We start from the raw sequence: 16,195 nt of genomic DNA, 5'->3' as shown, positions 1-16,195 counted from the left end.
CTAATCGGCTCTCAGGCGGCATGATGAGGGAGGCCTTGCAGGGGGCCGGTGTGACTGCCGACAAGGGAGAACAACGCGGTGGATCCGCTCGATCGGGTCGATGAGCTGATCGCGCTCATCGAGAACGCGCGCTCTATGCCGATGTCGCGTGCGAACTGTGTGGTGGACCGGGCTCATACCATCAACGAGCTGCAGGAGTTGCGCGCCGAGCTGCCCAGCGAGGTCCGCCGGGCGGTCGCGCTGCTGGAAGAGCGCGACAAGATCATCGACGCCGGACGCCGCGAGGCGGAGCGCATCATCTCCGAGGGCGAGTCCGAGCACGCCCGGCTGGTGTCGATCAACGAGATCGTGGTGTCGGCCGAGCACGAGGGCGCCCGGGTGCTGGCCGACGCCCGCGCCGAGGCGCAGCGCCTGCGCGAGGAGGTCGACGACTACGTCGACACCGCGCTGGCGAACTTCGAGCAGCTGCTCACGCGGTCTCTCGCGTCGATCGAGCGGGGCCGCGACAAGATGCACGCGCTGCGCGAGATGGGCTCCTACGGTGGCGGCGGCCAGGAGGTCGACGACCGGCCGCTGCCGTTCTGACCGCGGATTTCGGGCCGGGCAGGTCCGTCGGGTAAGGTTGTCCGTCGGCCTCACCCTGGCCGGGAGCTAAACGATGCAGCAGCAACCCAAGACCCACCTGAACCCCCGGTCGCCGCTCGTTCTCGACACCCGAGAACTGCCGCGCCGCCCTGGGGCGATGCGTACAGTCAGCCGGGCCGTTGAGGCGCCGGACCGTCTCGGTCTCGACCTCATCGGGGTGCCGAAGGGCGCCACGCTCGACCTTGACCTGCGGCTCGAGTCCGTGTCGGAGGGGGTGCTCGTATCGGGCACCGTCACCGGAGCGGTCGAGGGGGAGTGCGGGCGCTGCCTCGCGGCGCTCGGCGAGACGCTCACCGTGCGCATCCAGGAGTTGTTCGCGTACGAGAACAGCACCACCGACGAGACGACAGATGAAGACGAAGTACGCCGGCTACAGGGCGACCTGATCGACCTGGAGCCGGTGGTGCGGGACGCGGTGGTCACAGCACTGCCGACGAACCCGCTGTGCCGGGAGGACTGCCCGGGGCTGTGCGCCGAGTGCGGCGAGCCCTGGGACGATCTTCCGGCCGATCACACGCACGACCAGATCGACGCGCGCTGGGCCGCGCTGACGCAACTGAGAACCGAGGAGTAGATCCGGTGGCTGTTCCGAAGCGCAGGATGTCGCGCGCCAACACCCGCTCGCGCCGCTCGCAGTGGAAGGCGAAAGCGGTTCAGACCGTGGCGTGCCCGCAGTGCCGTTCGCCGAAGCTGCCGCATGCGGCGTGCACGGTCTGCGGCACATACAACGGTCGCCAGGTCCTTGAGGTCTGACACCCGACGCCCGGGTGACGGACTCCTCGCGGCGTGGCGCCGCGCGGATCGCCGTCGACCTCCTCGGCGGGGACGCCGCTCCCGCCGTCGTGGTTGACGGCGCTCTACGCGCCTCCACCGCCGATACCGACCTCTCGCTGCTCCTCGTCGGCCCCCGTGAGGTGGCCGACGAGGTCATTGCCGCGCTCCCACCCGCCCGCCGCTCCGACGTCGAGGTCGACGCCGTGCGGCGGGTCGTCGGCATGGCCGACTCGCCGCTGCGCGCGGTCCGCTCCGACACCACCGTCCGGGCCGGTGTCGCCGCGGTCGTCACCGGGCGGGCCGACGCGCTGGTCACCGCCGGAGCCAGTGGTGCGGCGGTCACGGCAGCCGTGCACGGCTTCGGCCGCCAGCCCGGGGTGCGTCGCCCCGCTCTCTGCGTGACCCTGCCCGCGCTGCGCGGGCCCGTCGTGCTGCTCGACGTCGGTGCCGGGCTCGACCTGATGCCGTCGGAACTGGCCCGATTCGCCCAGCTCGGCGCCATGTACGCCGCCGTCGTGCACGGCATCACCGCCCCGCGCGTGGGGCTCCTGTCGATCGGGGCCGAGCCCGGCAAGGGCGACAAGCTCCGCAAGGTGGCCGCGGTGGCGTTGGCCGACGCCACGCTGCCGCCCGGCGCCCGCTACACGGGGTACGTCGAAGGTCACGATGTGACGCTCGGCGGGCACGCCGACGTCGTCGTCACCGACGGATTCACCGGCAACGTCCTGCTCAAGGGCATCGAGGGCGCCTACGCGCTGGCCGCCGGCCACGAGACGGCCAGCGGGCCGCCCGTGTCGGTGCCGCGCGCCGCGGTGCTGCTCGGTGTTCCCGGCATCGTGGTCGTCTGCCACGGCGCCGCCAACGGCAAGGACGTCGCCGACGGCATCGCGCTCGCCACCACCCTGCATCACCTCGGCCTGCCCGGCCGCATGGCCGCCGCGCTGGACCCGCCGGCCCACGCACCCGTCGTCGCGGAGGTTCGCCCGTGAAGAGAAGGCCGTCCGTCGTCCATCTGGAAGCCGCGTTCGGGGTCGCCTTCGAACCCGACCTGCTCGAACGCTCACTGACCCACCGCTCCTACGCGTACGAGAACGGTGGCCTGCCCACCAACGAGCGGCTGGAGTTCCTCGGCGACGCCGTGCTCGGCGTCGTGATCACCACCGCGCTCTACCACAACCACCCCGACCTGCCCGAGGGCCAACTCGCGAAGCTGCGCGCCAGCGTGGTCAACTCGCGGGCGCTCGCCGGTGTGGCGCGCAACCTCGGCCAGGGCGGCATCGGCCCGTACCTGCGGCTGGGCAAGGGCGAGGAGGCCACCGGCGGCCGCGACAAGTCCAGCATCCTGGCCGACACGCTGGAGGCGCTGCTCGGCGCGATCTACCTGCAGCACGGGCTCGACCGGGCCAGCGAGGTGATCCACAAGATCTTCGACCCGCTGATGATCGAGGCGGCGGGCGGTGGTCCGGCGCTGGATTGGAAGACCAGCCTCCAGGAGCTCACCGCCGAACTCGGGCTGGGCGTGCCGGAGTACCGCATCGAAGACGCCGGCCCCGACCACGCGAAGACGTTCACCGCCTGGGTCCTGGTCGCCGGCGAGCGGTTCGGCGGCGCCGACGGCGGCAGCAAGAAGGAGGCCGAGCAGCGTGCGGCGGCATCGGCCTGGCAGGAACTGAAGGCCCGCGCGGTGGCGGCGGCGGCCGACGTGGCCCCCGACGACGCGACCGAGGCGGTGGCGGCGGCTGCGGGGGCCGCGGCGACCGGCTCCGACGATCCGCCCGGTTCTGATCAGCCGGAAGCATGACCACCGAGCAGACTGATTTCGTGGGTGAGGACTCGGAGGACGGTGCTCACGACGTCACCCCGCATGACGGGGCCTTGACGTACGAGACCTCGTTGTTCGAGCGGGTGGCCTGGATCGGCGCGCCACTGTCGATCTACCTGGCGACGCGGATCGTGCAGTTCTGGCTGCTGGAGTGGATGCTGCCGCCCGGCTCGCTGATGCGCGACAAGCTGCTGGCCTGGGACGCGTCGTGGTTCGTGCGGCTGGCCGAGGGCGGCTACCCGAAGGCGTACCAGTACGGGCCGAACGGTGAACTGCTCGGGTCGACGCTCGCGTTCTTCCCCGGCTATCCGTTGCTGATCAAGGCGGTCGCCGCGGTGACGCGGACCGACCACGCCAATACGGCGATCGCGTTGGCCTGGATCTTCGGCGCGGCGGTGGCGCTGCTGCTGTGCGCGCTGGCCACCCGGCTGTGGAACCGGCGGATCGCGCTCGCGCTGGTGGCGCTGGTGTGCGTGCAGCCGATGTCGGTGGTGTTCACGATGGCCTACTCGGAGCCGATGTTCCTGGCCCTGGTGCTGGCCAGCCTGCTCCTCGCGCACCAGAACCGGTGGCTGCTCGCGGGGCTCTTCGGCCTGTTGGCCGGGCTGACGCGGCCGACCGGCGCGGCACTGGCGTTGGCGCTGCTCGTGGCGGCGGTGCTCCACGTGCGGTCAACGTCCGGGCGGCGCCGCTTTCTGGCCCCGGTGGGTGCGTTCATCGCGTGTCTCGGTGTGCCGGCGTACCTGATCTGGGTCGGCCACCGGGTGGGTGACCCGGCGGGGTGGTTCAAGGTGCAGTCGGCCGGCTGGGGAACCAGCACCGACTACGGCGTGATGGTGTTCAGGTTCCTCCGCGACTCGTTCCGGGCCGGCGACGGCTGGGTGCAGATGAGCGTGGCGATCCTCCTGGTGGCGGCCATGGGGTTGGTGCTGCTCTCGATCTACATGATGTTCCGGGGCGAGATCTGGCCACCGCTGGTGGTGTACGGGTTGGTGGCACTCGCGCTCGTCGTGGGGCAGGCGGGCTACTACCATTCCAAGCCGCGCCTCATGGTGCCCGTCCTCCTGACGCTCGTACCACCCGCGATCGCGCTCGGCCGGGCCCGCCCGCGCACCGCGATCGCGTGGCTGGTGGGATTCGGGCTGTTCGGCCTGTGGTACGGCGCGCACATGATCATGGTGTGGCGGTACGCGATCTAGGTTTGGGGGGTTCGGTGCCGGAGTTGCCCGAGGTCGAGACCGTGCGACGGGGCCTGGAGAAGTGGGTGACCGGGCGCACGATCGCCGCGGTGGAGGTGCACCACCCGCGGTCGATCCGCCGGCACGTCACCGGCCCGCTCGATTTCGCCGCCCAGCTGCTCGGACGGACCGTGCTGGGGGTTTCGCGGCGCGGCAAGTACTTCTGGTTCCCGCTGGACGACGGCGCGGCCATGTACGGGCATCTCGGCATGTCGGGCCAGCTGCTGGTGCAGCCCGCCGGTACCGAGGACGAGATCCATCTGCGGGTGCGGTTCACGTTCACCGACGGCGGTCCCGAGCTGCGGTTCGTCGACCAGCGGACGTTCGGCGGGTTGGCCGTCTCGCCGGGCGGCGCCGAGCTGCCGGCCGAGCTGGCCCACATCGCGCTCGACCCGATCGATCCGCTCTTCGTCGACGAGGACTTCGTGGCCGCCCTGCGCCGGCGCAAGACCGGTGTCAAGCGGGCGCTGCTCGACCAGACGTTGATCTCCGGGGTCGGCAACATCTACGCCGACGAGTCGCTGTGGCGCTCCCGCCTGCACTGGGCCCGCGCGACCGACACCCTCACCAGGCCGGCCGCGCGGCTGTTGCTGGGCCACGTGCGCGACGTGCTCACCGCGGCGATCGGTGCCGGTGGCACGAGCTTCGACTCGCTGTACGTCAACGTCAACGGCGAGAGCGGCTACTTCGACCGGGCGCTGGCGGTGTACGGGCGGGAAGGTGAACCGTGCTCGCGATGTGCGTCACCGGTGCGCCGTGATCCGTTCATGAACCGGTCGAGCTTCAGCTGCCCCAAATGCCAGCCTCGCCCCCGGCGAGCCCGCCTTTAATCGGTAACCGTGCCGTCGGAGGCACGGTATCGTCTGCGTGGACCCGGGCTGACAATTGTGATGTTCGCCCGCCACGGATCCCACGCAGCCGTGGAGCTTGACGACTCGCCGCGTACGGCGGACTATAGAAAAGTCGCCAGTCGCGCCCAATCACGCCCGTGACAAGTCGTGTCATGTGCAGGGACGCGGAAAGCTGGGCGCGCGTAGGCCGCACACCGGTCGCGCAATACGAGGAGACGATATGGCGAAGGCCCTCTACGGCCACGTCGGCAACGCGCCTGACCGGCGCCTGCTCGACGAGGTCACGCTTCTGCGTACCAAGGTACGGGCGCTTGAGATCGAACTTACTCGGCTCCGTGCTGAGAACGACAGGCTCGCCGCGGCGGCTGAGGCGGAACTGCTCCGCCTGCCCGAGCCGGCAATGGCCTGAATCGCGTCGTAACCCTTCCCGGCGGGCCCGCTGATCGCCGACCCGCCGGAAGTATTCGATTCTCAGCAGTCCCACAACTGAACACACGCAAACCCGCGCGCCGTCGCTAATGCGACCGGCGCGCTTGCGTGCCCACCCCATGGCGCCGCCCACCGTGCGGCGCCATTCCCATGCCCGGTCGCCGGGGCAACCGCTGGTCAGGGGTCGGTGGCGCTCGGTGGATGGGCGCGCCAGTGTGTGGGGGAATGCGGGGGAGGGTAAGCATCGAGCGGTACCCTGCCCGATGTAACCAGGTAACGGGTGACACACGGTAGTTGCCCCGGTCGAGCTGCGGAGTTTCGTGCATCTCAAGAGTCTGACGGTCAAGGGCTTCAAGTCCTTCGCCACCGCAACAACGTTGAAGCTCGAACCCGGCATCACCTGCGTGGTGGGCCCGAACGGGTCGGGCAAGTCCAACGTTGTCGACGCCATCGCCTGGGTGCTCGGCGAGCAGGGTGCGAAGGCGCTGCGCGGCGGCAAGATGGAAGACGTGATCTTCGCCGGCACCACCGGCCGGGCGCCGCTCGGCCGGGCCGAGGTCACGTTGACCATCGACAACAACGACGGTGCCCTGCCGATCGACTACACCGAGGTCTCGATCACCCGGCGCATGTACCGCTCCGGCGAGAGCGAGTACGAGATCAACGGCAACCGGTGCCGGCTCATCGACATCCAGGAGCTGCTCTCCGACTCCGGCATCGGCCGGGAGATGCACGTGATCGTCGGGCAGGGGCAGCTCGACGCGGTGCTGCACGCCAAGCCGGAGGACCGGCGCGCGTTCATCGAAGAGGCCGCCGGCGTCCTGAAACACCGTAAGCGCAAGGAAAAGGCGCTGCGGAAGCTCGAAGCGATGCAGGCCAACCTGAACCGGCTCACCGACCTCACCGCCGAGCTCAGGCGGCAGCTGAAGCCGCTCGGCCGCCAGGCCGAGGTCGCCCGGCGGGCCGCCACGATCCAGGCCGACCTCCGCGACGCGCGGCTGCGGCTGCTCGCCGACGAGCTCACCGCGATGCGCGAGACCCTGAACCGGGAGATCGCCGACGAGACCGCGCTCCGGTCCAAGCGCGAAGAGGTCGAGCAGAAGCTGGCGGCCGTCGACGAGCGCCTGAGCCAACTGGAGAGCCGGGCGGCCGCCGAGGCGCCGGTGCTCGCCAAGGCGCAGGACACCTGGTACCAGCTCTCCGGCCTGCAGGAACGGCTGCGCTCCACCCACCAGCTCGCCTCCGAGCGGCTCAAGCACCTCAACACGGTCGAGGAGCAGCGGCCCGGCCGCGACCCGGACCAGCTCGACGCCGAGGCCGACCGGGTGCGCGAGCAGGAGAACGAACTGCGCGCCGCCCTGGAGACCAGCCAGGACCGGCTGGCCCAGGCGGTGAGCGAGCGGCAGGACCTCGAACGCACCCTCGCCGCCGCCGAGAAAGCCCTGGTGGCCGCGCACAAGGCGGTCGCCGACCGGCGCGAAGGGCTCGCCAAGCTGGCCGGGCAGGTGCAGTCGGCGCGAACGCGCGCCCACGCCGGCGCGGAGGAGATGGAGCGGCTCGCAGTCGCCTACGCCGAGGCGAAGGGCCGCGCCGACACCGCGCAGGAGGAGTACGACCTCGCCGCCGACGGTGCCACCGAGGCCGAGCAGGACACCGCCGACCTCGACGTGCGGCACAAGGAAGCGGTTCAGGAACACGATCAGCTCCAGACCAGGTCGCGGCAGGTCGAAGCGGCCGAGCGCGCCGCGGAGAAGGAAGCGGCGCAGTGGAAGGCGCGCGAGGAGGCCCTCGCGATGGGCCTGCGTCGCAAGGACGGCGCCGGTGCGCTGCTCGCCAAGGCCGGTGAGATACCGGGCCTGCTCGGCAGCGTCGCCGCGCTGCTGTCGGTGGAACCCGGGTACGAGGCCGCGCTGGCCGCCGCGCTGGGCGTGCTCGCCGACGCGGTGGCCGTCGACGGGCTCGACGCCGCCAGGGACGCGATCGCACTCCTCAAGAACGACGACGGCGGCCGGGCCGCATTGCTCGTCGGGTCGGCGCCGACCACCGGGACGGACGACGACCGGCCCGCGCTGCCGGAAGGCGCCCGCTGGGCCACCGAACTCGTGCACGCGCCCGCGGAACTCAAGCCGGCCGTCGACACCGCCCTGCGGGGCGTCGCATTCGCGCCCGACCTCGAAACCGCACGACACATCGCCGGCTACGCGCCCACCGTGCGCGCGGTGACCCCGGACGGCGACATCATCGGCGCCTACGCCGCGGCCGGCGGCTCGGGCAAGCAGCCCAGCTACCTCGAAGTGCAGGCCGCGGTCGAGGAAGCCCGCACGCACAAGAACGAAGCCGACGCCCGCGCCGCCACGCTGCGCGCCGAGCTGGCCGAGGCCCGCGAGGCGGCCGCCGAGGCGAAGGAGAAGGTCGCCGAGGCCAACACGGCCCGCCGGCACGCGGAGGGCGCGCGCAACGCCGTCGCCCGCAAGCTCGCAGAGCTCGGCGCCGCCAGCCGCGGCGCGAAGGCCGAGGCCGACCGCCTCGCCGCCGCCCGCGCCAAGGCCGAGAACTCCCGCGAGGAAGCGCTGTTCGCGGTGGAGGCACTCGAAGAGCGGCTGGCCATGGCCGAGGACGCGCCGGTCGAGGAAGAACCGTCCACTGTGGAGCGTGACGAGCTCGCGGTGGCCGTCCCGCAGGCCCGTCAACGCGAGATGGACGTGCGCCTCGCGGTCCGCACGGCCGAAGAACGCGTCGCGGCGCTGGCCGGACGCGCGGACGCCCTCACGCGACAGGCCCAGGCCGAGCGCGCCGCCCGCGAACGTGCCGCCGCCGCGCGGGCCGCCCGGGCCCGCGGCGCGGCGATCGCCCGGGCGGTCGTGGTCGGTGCCGAGCGGGCGCTGGAGGCCATCGCCATCAGTTCGGCGGCGGCGTCCGAACAACGCGATCACCTCGCCGCGGCGCGGGCCGAGCGGGAGCAGGAACTTTCCGGCATCCGGGGGACGAGCCGGCAGCTCACCGGCGAGCTCGACCGCCTGACGAGCGCGGTGCACCGGGACGAGGTCGCGCGGGCCGAGCAGCGGCTGCGCATCGAACAGTTGGAGGCCCGCTCGGCCGAGGAGCACGGGCTCGACCCCGAACTGCTGATGGCCGAGTACGGGCCTACGCAACCGGTGCCGCCGACCGCGCCCGAGGTGGCGGCGGCCGAGGCCGAGGGCCGGCCGGTGCCCGATCCGGTGCCGTTCGACCGGGCCACGCAGGAGAAGCGGGCCGCGAAGGCCGAGCGCGAACTGACCCTGCTCGGCAAGGTGAACCCGTTGGCGCTGGAGGAGTTCGCGGCGCTGGAGGAGCGCTTCAAGTTCCTCTCCGACCAGCTCGAAGACCTGAAGAAGTCGCGGCGCGACCTGCTCACCGTGGTCAAGGACGTCGACGACCGGATCCTCGAGGTGTTCGCCAGCGCCTTCCACGACACCGCGCGCGAGTTCGAGCAGGTGTTCGGCGTGCTGTTCCCGGGCGGCGAGGGCCGGCTGGTGCTCACCGACCCCGAGGACATGCTCACCACCGGCGTCGAGGTGGAGGCGCGGCCGCCGGGCAAGAAGATCAAGCGGCTGTCGCTGCTGTCGGGCGGGGAAAGATCGCTGACGGCGGTGGCGATGCTCGTCGCGATCTTCCGGGCGCGGCCCAGCCCGTTCTACATCATGGACGAGGTCGAGGCGGCGCTCGACGACGTCAATCTCGGCCGGCTCATCCTCCTGTTCGCGCAGCTGCGGGAGAAGTCGCAGCTGATCATCATCACGCACCAGAAGCGCACGATGGAGGTCGCCGACGCGCTGTACGGGGTGACGATGCGCAGCGGCGTCACCGAGGTCATCAGCCAGCGCCTGGCGCGCGATACCGATGAGGCGGCGTGACTGCCGTAGCGAAGCGAAGGCTGGCACGCCGCGGTCTTGTGCGGGATTCGGAAGGCACAGCATGAGGGCTCGTCCCTCCGTTCTTCTGATCGATTTCGATGGTGTGTTGCGCCGGTTCGACCCGGCGGTGACCGCCGTTGCCGAGACCCGGTACGGCCTTGAACCCGGCACCGTGCTGTCCGTGGCCCTGGAGTGGCCCCGCATCGAGCCGGTGATCACCGGTCGCGTTTCGCACGCGGACTGGCTGCTGGGCATCGCCGACACCCTGGCCGACCGGGTCGGCGGGCCGGATACGGCGCGCAACCTGATGGTCGAGTACGACGCCTACCACGGCGGGATCGTCACCGAGGTGCTGACGTTCGTGCGGTCGGTGCGGCAGGCCGGCGTCCGCGTGGTGCTGGCCACCAACGCCACCGACGCCCTGGACCTCGACCTCGACGCGTTCGGGCTGACCGGCGACTTCGACGCCGTCGCCAACTCGTCGGTGCTCGGCTCGTACAAGCCGCAGAAGGAGTTCTTCCTCGCCGCGTGTTCGATGGTGGACGCGTCTCCGTCGGAGTGCCTGCTCATCGACGACGCCGACCGCAACGTGCGCGGGGCACGTGCGGCCGGGCTGTCGGCACTGCGATTTAACGGTCCAGAAGATCTTTCATACGCTCGAGCGGCGCTTTCGCCTTCTTAGGCTTGCTGGGGAACATCGTCTCCCACAGCGGCCAGAAGATGAACCAGATCGCCAGCGGCACGGCCGGCTTCAGCGCCCAGCCGAGCAGCGTCCGCCCCTTGTCGGGATCGTCGACCAGCAGGTAACCGAGCCCGAGCAGCACCGCGGCCACGGCCCAGCCGAGCATCGCCTTGCCCCACGCCTTCCACTCGTAGGCCGTCTTCGCCCAGCCGTGCGTCGGCGGCTTCCACGGCTCGGGGCCGCCGGCGAAGCGGCGCGCGAAGCGCTCGTCGGCCCAGCGGATCATGTCCTTGCCGAACGCCACCGAGAACCCGATGTAGAGCGCGGCCAGCCCGTGTCCCCACTCCGGTTCGGCGCCCCGCCGCAGGTCGATGATCGTGGCGACGAGCAGCACGACGTCGATCAGGGGGACGCACACCAGAAGGACCGTGCTGACCCGTCGCCAGCGCAACAGGTACCGCGCGGCCAGTCCGGCGCCGAGCGTGACCCAGAACCCGATCTCGGCCGCGATGATGAGTGCGATCAGCATGCTCATTACGCTGCCGTCTCCACGTGGTCGAATCGTCGGCGCGCATGACGATTCGCGGCGTACATCCTTCGACGGACCCCGGTCCGGCTCCGGACGGATTCTCCGCGCCGCGAAGGGTGATCTGATGGAGGGCGTGAACGCGACGCGGATTGCCCGGGTCACCGGCGCGGTGCCGGCCGAGTGGAGCGACCCCACCGGCCCGCGCCGCGACGTCCGCCTCGCGCTGATCTGCTTCGGCGGCGGCCTGCTCGTGCTCGCGCTCGACGTGAACAGCTTCGGCCTCCACGCCGGGTGGTGGCGGGCGCTGCCGCTGCTGCTGGTGTGCCTGGCCCTGCTGCTGCGCCGGATCGCACCGCTGGCGGGCCTGTGCGTCGGCATCGTGGCCGGGGTGTGGGACCTGACGCTCGGGCCGTCGCTGGCCACGTGGCTCGTGTTCGGGCAGTTGGCGTACGACGTCGCGCTGTACGGCCGGCGGGAGGTGCTGCCGTGGCTGCTGCGGGCGTCGGTGGCGAGCACGGTGGTGGCGACGCTCGGCACGTTCTTCGCGTCGCGGAACTTCGCGCTCGGCGCGGCGGTGGGCGTCACGTTGACGCTGGTGTTCGTGGTGCCGGTGGCCACGTCGGTGCCGGTGCGGCAGTACCGGGAACGGGCCGAACGGGAGCGGGAACGGGCGGAGCAGATCGCCCGGCTCGCCGAACTGTCGCGTCGCCAGGCGCTGGCCGATGAACGGGCCCGGATGGCGCGGGAACTGCACGACGTCGTCGCCAACCACCTGAGCGCGGTGGCGATCCACGCGACGGCGGCGCAGTCGTTGCTGGGCGTCGACCCGTCGAAGCTCGCCGACATTCTCGGCGTGATCCGGGAGAACAGCGTGCAGGGGCTGGCCGAGATGCGTCGCATGGTCGAGGTGCTCCGCGAACCCGGCGACGATCTGGTGCTGTCGCAAGGGCTGGTCGAGGCGTTGCCGCGCCTCGCGGCCGCGTCCAGTGTCGACGTGACGGTGGAGCGGGTCGGCGAGCCGCGTCCGCTGCCGCCCGACGTCGACCATGCGGCGTACCGGATCGTGCAGGAGTCGTTGACCAACGCGGGCAAGCACGCACCGGGCGGAACGGCCGCGGTGCGGCTGGAGTACCTGCCGGCGAGCGTGGTGGTCACGGTCGACTCGTCCGCGCCGGCGTCGGCGGTGCCGCCGGTGGCGGGCGCCGGCATGGGCCTGCGCGGGATGCGGGAACGGGTGACGCTGCTGGGCGGCGAGTTCTCCGCGGGTCCACCCGTTTGTGACCACGAAACGGCCTGGCGCGTCCGCGCGGAGCTCCCGTCGTGACGACCCGTGTGGTCGTCGCCGACGACCAGGACGCCGTGCGGTCCGGCCTGGTGCTGATCCTCGGCACGGCGCCCGACATCGAGGTGGTCGGCGAGGCCCGCGACGGCCTCCAGGCCGTGGCCGTCGCCCGCGACCTCCGCCCCGACGTGGTGCTGATGGACGTCCGGATGCCCGGCCGAGACGGGATCGCCGCCACCCGCGACATCGTCGCCGAGGGCGGTTCCGTGCTGATCCTCACCACGTTCGACATCGACGAGTACGTGTTCGGCGCGCTGCGCGCCGGCGCCGCCGGCTTCCTCCTCAAGGACGTCGACGCCACCGGCCTGATCGACGCCGTCCGCACCGTGGCGAGGGGCGACGGCGTGATCGCACCCGCTGTCACCCGTCGGCTGATCGCCGCGTTCGCGGCCACGACCCCGGCCCTCGACCTGGCGGCGCTCGCCACGCTGACCGCGCGCGAACGCGACGTGCTGGCGGCGATCGGCCAGGGCCGCTCGAACGCGGAGATCGCGACGGACCTGGGCATGGCCGAGTCGACCGTGAAGACGCACGTGAGCCGGGTGCTGGGCAAACTCGGCGTCCGGACCCGGGTGCAGGCCGCAATAGCCGCCCGCGAGGCCGGCCTTACCTGAGGCCGACCACTATCGCCATCTCTGACCAGCAATTACAATGCGTGACTTGTGGGGCAGCGGAGTGATGGTGGGTCGGATTACGATCGTCGTATGAGCGTAGAGGCGATTGCCCGCCACATGCCGGCCGTTCTGACGCTTGACGACCTTTCGGTGATGAACGAGCTAGACACGTACGGTCACCGGTACGAGATGAGCCCCGAGGGAGCCCTGTCCGTCGTGCCGTCCCCGGAGTTCGTGCATGCCCAGATCATCAACGATGTGATCGGGTGGCTCCTCGCGGCGGGATGGACGCTGAAGCAGGTTTACCAGGCCGTCGGGTTGCGGATCTCTGGCCGTGCCGGTGGGGCCGGCGGACGCATCCCAGACCTCATCGTCTGGAACCGGCCGCCCGTGCCGCGGGCCGGCTGGATGCCGGTCACCGACGTCGCTCTCGTGGTCGAGGTCATCTCGCCCAGTTCGAAGGCGACCGACAAGAGTGTCAAGCCCGACGAGTACGCCGGGGCGGGCATTCCCCGGTACTGGACCGTCGATTGCGACCCGGCCAATACCGTCACCATGTACGAGTTGGCCGGCGACACGTACAAGACGTGCTTGACCATGCCGCTCGCCTGGGTGCTCAACACCAAGCCGTCCGATCACCTGGGCTGACGCGCCAGCCGGCGGTGCGGGCTGCGTCAGCTCATGGGAGGGTCGGCATCATGGGTAACCGGCTCGCGGGGTCCGCCTCGCCGTACCTGGAACAGCACGCCGACAACCCGGTCGACTGGTGGCCGTGGTCGGCCGACGCGTTCGCCGAGGCGAGGCGGCGCGACGTGCCGGTGCTGATCTCCATCGGGTACGCGGCCTGCCACTGGTGCCATGTCATGGCGCACGAATCGTTCGAGGATGAGGCGGTGGCGCGCATCGTCAACGAACTCACCGTGCCGGTGAAGGTCGACCGCGAGGAGCGCCCCGACGTCGACGCCGTCTACATGACCGCCACGCAGGCGATGACCGGGCACGGCGGCTGGCCGATGACCGTGTTCGCCACCCCCGACGGCAAACCGTTCTTCTGCGGCACCTACTTCCCGCCGCAACAGTTCGTGCAACTCGTCAGGGCCGTCGACGAGGCGTGGACGGGGCAGCGCGCCGCGGTCGAACAGCAGGGCGGCGCCGTCGCCGAGGCCATCGCGCGCGCGTCCGCTCACGGGCTTCCCGCCGAACCACTCACAAGCGCGGCACTCAACGCGGCGGCCGGGTCGCTGAAGGCCGACTTCGACCCGGTGAACGGCGGGTTCGGCGGCGCGCCCAAGTTTCCGCCGCACCTGGCCCTGCTGTTCCTGCTGCGTCACCACCAGCGAACCAAGGACCCGCAGAGCCTCGAGATGGTGCGCCAGACCTGCGAACGCATGGCCCGCGGCGGGATGTACGACCAGCTGGCCGGCGGGTTCGCCCGGTACTCCGTCGACGCGACGTGGACCGTGCCGCACTTCGAGAAGATGTTGTACGACAACGCTTTGCTGCTGCGCGTCTACACGCACCTGTGGCGGCTCACCGGCGACCCGCTCGCGCTCCGGATCGCCGACGAGACCGCGGCGTTCATCGCCCGCGACCTCGGCACCGCAGACGGCGGGTTCGCGTCGGCGCTCGACGCCGACACCGACGGCCGCGAGGGCCTCACCTACGTGTGGACGCCGCGGCAACTGCGCGAGATCACCGGCGACGACCACGCGACAGAGATCTTCGGCGTCACCGACGACGGAACGTTCGAGCACGGCACGAGCGTCCTCCAACTGGCGACCGATCCGGAGGATCGGGAGCGCTGGCTCGGCGTCCGCGAAAGGCTTTTGGAAGCACGGGCCGCGCGGCCGCAACCGGCGCGCGACGACAAGGTGGTCGCGGCCTGGAACGGCCTGGCGATCACCGCGCTGGCCGAGTACGTGTCGATCAGCCCCGAACCGCGGCCCCGGGTGGGCCTGGCGATGTTCGCCGCCGCCGACGCCCTGGTCGAACGGCACCTCACCGAGGGCGGGCGGCTGCGCCGGGTATCGCGCGACGGCCGGCCGGGCCCGCACGCCGGCGTGCTCGACGACTACGGCGCGGTCGCCGAGGCGCTGTGCGCGCTGCACCAGGTGAGCGGCGAGGGACGCTGGCTGGCCAGCGCGAAGAGCGTGCTCGATGCCGCGATCGCCCACTTCGGCACCGGCGACGGCGGCTTCTACGACACCGCCGACGACGCCGAGCACCTCATCGCGCGGCCGGCCGACCCCACCGACAACGCCACGCCGTCCGGGCTGTCGTCGGTGGCGGCGGCGCTGGTCACCTACTCGGCGCTGGCCGGCGAGCCCGCCTACCGCGAGGTCGCCGAGCGGGCGCTCGCCACGGTCGCCGGGCTCGCCGGCAAACACGGCCGCTTCATGGGTTACGCCTGCGCGGTCGGCGAGGCGCTGCTCAGCGGCCCGTTCGGGATCGCGGTCGCCACCGCCGAGCCGCAGGCCGACCCGCTGGTCCGGGCCGCCTGGCGGCTCGCGCCACCCGGCGCCGTCGTGGTCGCGGGTCCGCCGGACGCCGCGGGTGTCCCGCTCCTGTCCAAAAGATCTTTACGGGACGGCGTGAGCACCGCCTACGTGTGCCGCGACTTCGTCTGTGACGCACCGGTGACCACGGTGGAGGCGTTGGCCGCCGCCCTGAGCTGACAGAAAGCCGCGTTCGCCCGTGGTGAACGCGGCTTCTTCTTACCCGGAAGCGGTGTAATGCTGTAATCAATGCAACGTCTGCAACACGTGAAGGAGCAACCGATGCGGAAGTTTGGCGGCTGGGAAGGGCGCGGCCCGGGGTTCTTCGGCGGCGGCGGACGCGGGCGCGGCGGGGCGGAACCGCCGTCGGCCGACGACGCGCCGGCGTTCATCCAGGGCGCGCTGCCCGACGACTGGTTCACCGGGCCGGCCGACGTGTCCATCGACCGTGACGAGATCATCATCGTCGGCACGCTGCCGGCGCCGAAGCTCGACGAGGGCGCCAGCGACGCCGACCGGGCCTCGGCCGAGCAGGGCCGGATCGCGTCGTTCCGGGAGGCGACCCGCGAGCGGCGGATCCAGATCGCCCGTCAGCTCGAGCACCGCTACCAGCGCAAGGTGGCCTGGGGCGCGGCCGCCGGCGACACCCACGAACTGTTCACCACGCTCTCGGCGCCGGTCATGACGCGGCTGCGCCAGGCCGAGCGGCAGGTGCTCGACACGCTGGTGGCGGCCGGGGTGGCCCGGTCGCGGTCCGACGCGCTGGCCTGGTGCGTGCGGCTCGTGGGCCAGCACGCCGAGACCTGGCTGAGCGAACTCCGCGGCGCCATGGGTGCCGTCGACGATCTCCGGAAGCGGGGCCCCGAGCTGTAGGAGACCTG

General features: G+C 71.4%; 16 protein-coding genes. 15 read left to right on the top strand and 1 reads right to left on the bottom strand.

The features are described 5' to 3' along the window. Positions 1-78: 78 nt before the first annotated feature. The 10 genes from Vau01_RS02875 (at position 79) to Vau01_RS02830 (ending at position 10,334) form a co-directional block, all read left to right on the top strand. On the top strand, positions 79-585 hold the full coding sequence (locus Vau01_RS02875; protein ID WP_203986790.1) for an SPFH domain-containing protein: 507 nt from the start codon (positions 79-81) through the stop codon (positions 583-585). A 73-nt stretch (positions 586-658) separates the two neighbouring features. Next, a complete protein-coding gene (locus Vau01_RS02870; protein WP_203986789.1) occupies positions 659-1,219 on the top strand; it encodes a YceD family protein in 561 nt (186 codons plus the stop codon). 5 nt (positions 1,220-1,224) lie between these two features. Then, on the top strand, positions 1,225-1,398 hold the full coding sequence (gene rpmF, locus Vau01_RS02865; protein WP_203986787.1) for a 50S ribosomal protein L32: 174 nt from the start codon (positions 1,225-1,227) through the stop codon (positions 1,396-1,398). Between the two features lie 14 nt (positions 1,399-1,412). After that, positions 1,413-2,408: a phosphate acyltransferase PlsX gene (locus tag Vau01_RS02860; protein ID WP_203986785.1), complete on the top strand. Its 996-nt coding sequence runs from the start codon at positions 1,413-1,415 to the stop codon at positions 2,406-2,408. Further along, positions 2,405-3,220: a ribonuclease III gene (gene rnc / locus Vau01_RS02855; RefSeq protein WP_203986783.1), complete on the top strand. Its 816-nt coding sequence runs from the start codon at positions 2,405-2,407 to the stop codon at positions 3,218-3,220. Before Vau01_RS02860 ends, rnc begins: the two co-directional genes overlap by 4 nt. A gap of 20 nt (positions 3,221-3,240) precedes the next feature. Next, entirely contained in the window at positions 3,241-4,440 is a 1,200-nt protein-coding gene (locus Vau01_RS02850) for a hypothetical protein (RefSeq protein WP_203986781.1), read from the top strand. Positions 4,441-4,454: 14 nt separating this feature from the next. Beyond that, on the top strand, positions 4,455-5,309 hold the full coding sequence (gene mutM / locus Vau01_RS02845; protein WP_203986778.1) for a bifunctional DNA-formamidopyrimidine glycosylase/DNA-(apurinic or apyrimidinic site) lyase: 855 nt from the start codon (positions 4,455-4,457) through the stop codon (positions 5,307-5,309). A 241-nt stretch (positions 5,310-5,550) separates the two neighbouring features. Beyond that, positions 5,551-5,739 carry a hypothetical protein gene (locus Vau01_RS02840; RefSeq protein ID WP_203929238.1) on the top strand — a complete coding sequence of 63 codons (189 nt, stop codon included), beginning with the start codon at positions 5,551-5,553 and terminating at the stop codon, positions 5,737-5,739. Positions 5,740-6,079: 340 nt separating this feature from the next. Next, positions 6,080-9,652 (top strand): chromosome segregation protein SMC, encoded by a 3,573-nt coding sequence (gene smc, locus Vau01_RS02835; RefSeq protein ID WP_203986776.1) that lies wholly within the window; start codon positions 6,080-6,082, stop codon positions 9,650-9,652. Positions 9,653-9,713: 61 nt separating this feature from the next. After that, positions 9,714-10,334: an HAD family hydrolase gene (locus tag Vau01_RS02830; protein WP_203986774.1), complete on the top strand. Its 621-nt coding sequence runs from the start codon at positions 9,714-9,716 to the stop codon at positions 10,332-10,334. Here Vau01_RS02830 and Vau01_RS02825 read toward each other — a convergent pair. Next, positions 10,282-10,863 (bottom strand): hypothetical protein, encoded by a 582-nt coding sequence (locus tag Vau01_RS02825; protein ID WP_203986772.1) that lies wholly within the window; start codon positions 10,861-10,863, stop codon positions 10,282-10,284. The two genes, Vau01_RS02830 and Vau01_RS02825, sit on opposite strands and share 53 nt — an antisense overlap. A 124-nt stretch (positions 10,864-10,987) precedes the next feature. Here Vau01_RS02825 and Vau01_RS02820 point away from each other — a divergent pair, with 124 nt between their 5' ends. From Vau01_RS02820 to abmR, 5 genes are all read left to right on the top strand, one after another. After that, a complete protein-coding gene (locus Vau01_RS02820; RefSeq protein WP_203986770.1) occupies positions 10,988-12,187 on the top strand; it encodes a sensor histidine kinase in 1,200 nt (399 codons plus the stop codon). Beyond that, positions 12,184-12,819: a response regulator gene (locus Vau01_RS02815; RefSeq protein ID WP_203986768.1), complete on the top strand. Its 636-nt coding sequence runs from the start codon at positions 12,184-12,186 to the stop codon at positions 12,817-12,819. Before Vau01_RS02820 ends, Vau01_RS02815 begins: the two co-directional genes overlap by 4 nt. 48 nt (positions 12,820-12,867) lie before the next feature. Further along, complete coding sequence (locus tag Vau01_RS02810) at positions 12,868-13,467, top strand: Uma2 family endonuclease (protein ID WP_239151256.1); 600 nt, start codon at positions 12,868-12,870, stop codon at positions 13,465-13,467. Between the two features lie 50 nt (positions 13,468-13,517). Continuing rightward, entirely contained in the window at positions 13,518-15,494 is a 1,977-nt protein-coding gene (locus Vau01_RS02805; protein WP_203986766.1) for a thioredoxin domain-containing protein, read from the top strand. A gap of 102 nt (positions 15,495-15,596) precedes the next feature. Beyond that, positions 15,597-16,187: an ATP-binding transcription factor AbmR gene (gene abmR, locus Vau01_RS02800; protein ID WP_239151255.1), complete on the top strand. Its 591-nt coding sequence runs from the start codon at positions 15,597-15,599 to the stop codon at positions 16,185-16,187. The last annotated feature ends 8 nt before the right edge of the window (positions 16,188-16,195 follow it).

It is taken from the genome of Virgisporangium aurantiacum (assembly GCF_016863635.1).
Lineage (GTDB): Bacteria > Actinomycetota > Actinomycetes > Mycobacteriales > Micromonosporaceae > Virgisporangium > Virgisporangium aurantiacum.
This window is presented reverse-complemented; position numbering and strand designations above follow the sequence as displayed.

Coding starts and splice junctions, on each gene's coding strand:
- Vau01_RS02805 (WP_203986766.1), top strand. CDS start 13,518: ATGGGTAACCGGCTCGCGGGGTCCGCCTCGCCGTACCTGGAACAGCAC.
- Vau01_RS02825 (WP_203986772.1), bottom strand. CDS start 10,863: ATGCTGATCGCACTCATCATCGCGGCCGAGATCGGGTTCTGGGTCACG.
- abmR (WP_239151255.1), top strand. CDS start 15,597: ATGCGGAAGTTTGGCGGCTGGGAAGGGCGCGGCCCGGGGTTCTTCGGC.
- Vau01_RS02820 (WP_203986770.1), top strand. CDS start 10,988: ATGGAGGGCGTGAACGCGACGCGGATTGCCCGGGTCACCGGCGCGGTG.
- Vau01_RS02840 (WP_203929238.1), top strand. CDS start 5,551: ATGGCGAAGGCCCTCTACGGCCACGTCGGCAACGCGCCTGACCGGCGC.
- Vau01_RS02870 (WP_203986789.1), top strand. CDS start 659: ATGCAGCAGCAACCCAAGACCCACCTGAACCCCCGGTCGCCGCTCGTT.
- Vau01_RS02830 (WP_203986774.1), top strand. CDS start 9,714: ATGAGGGCTCGTCCCTCCGTTCTTCTGATCGATTTCGATGGTGTGTTG.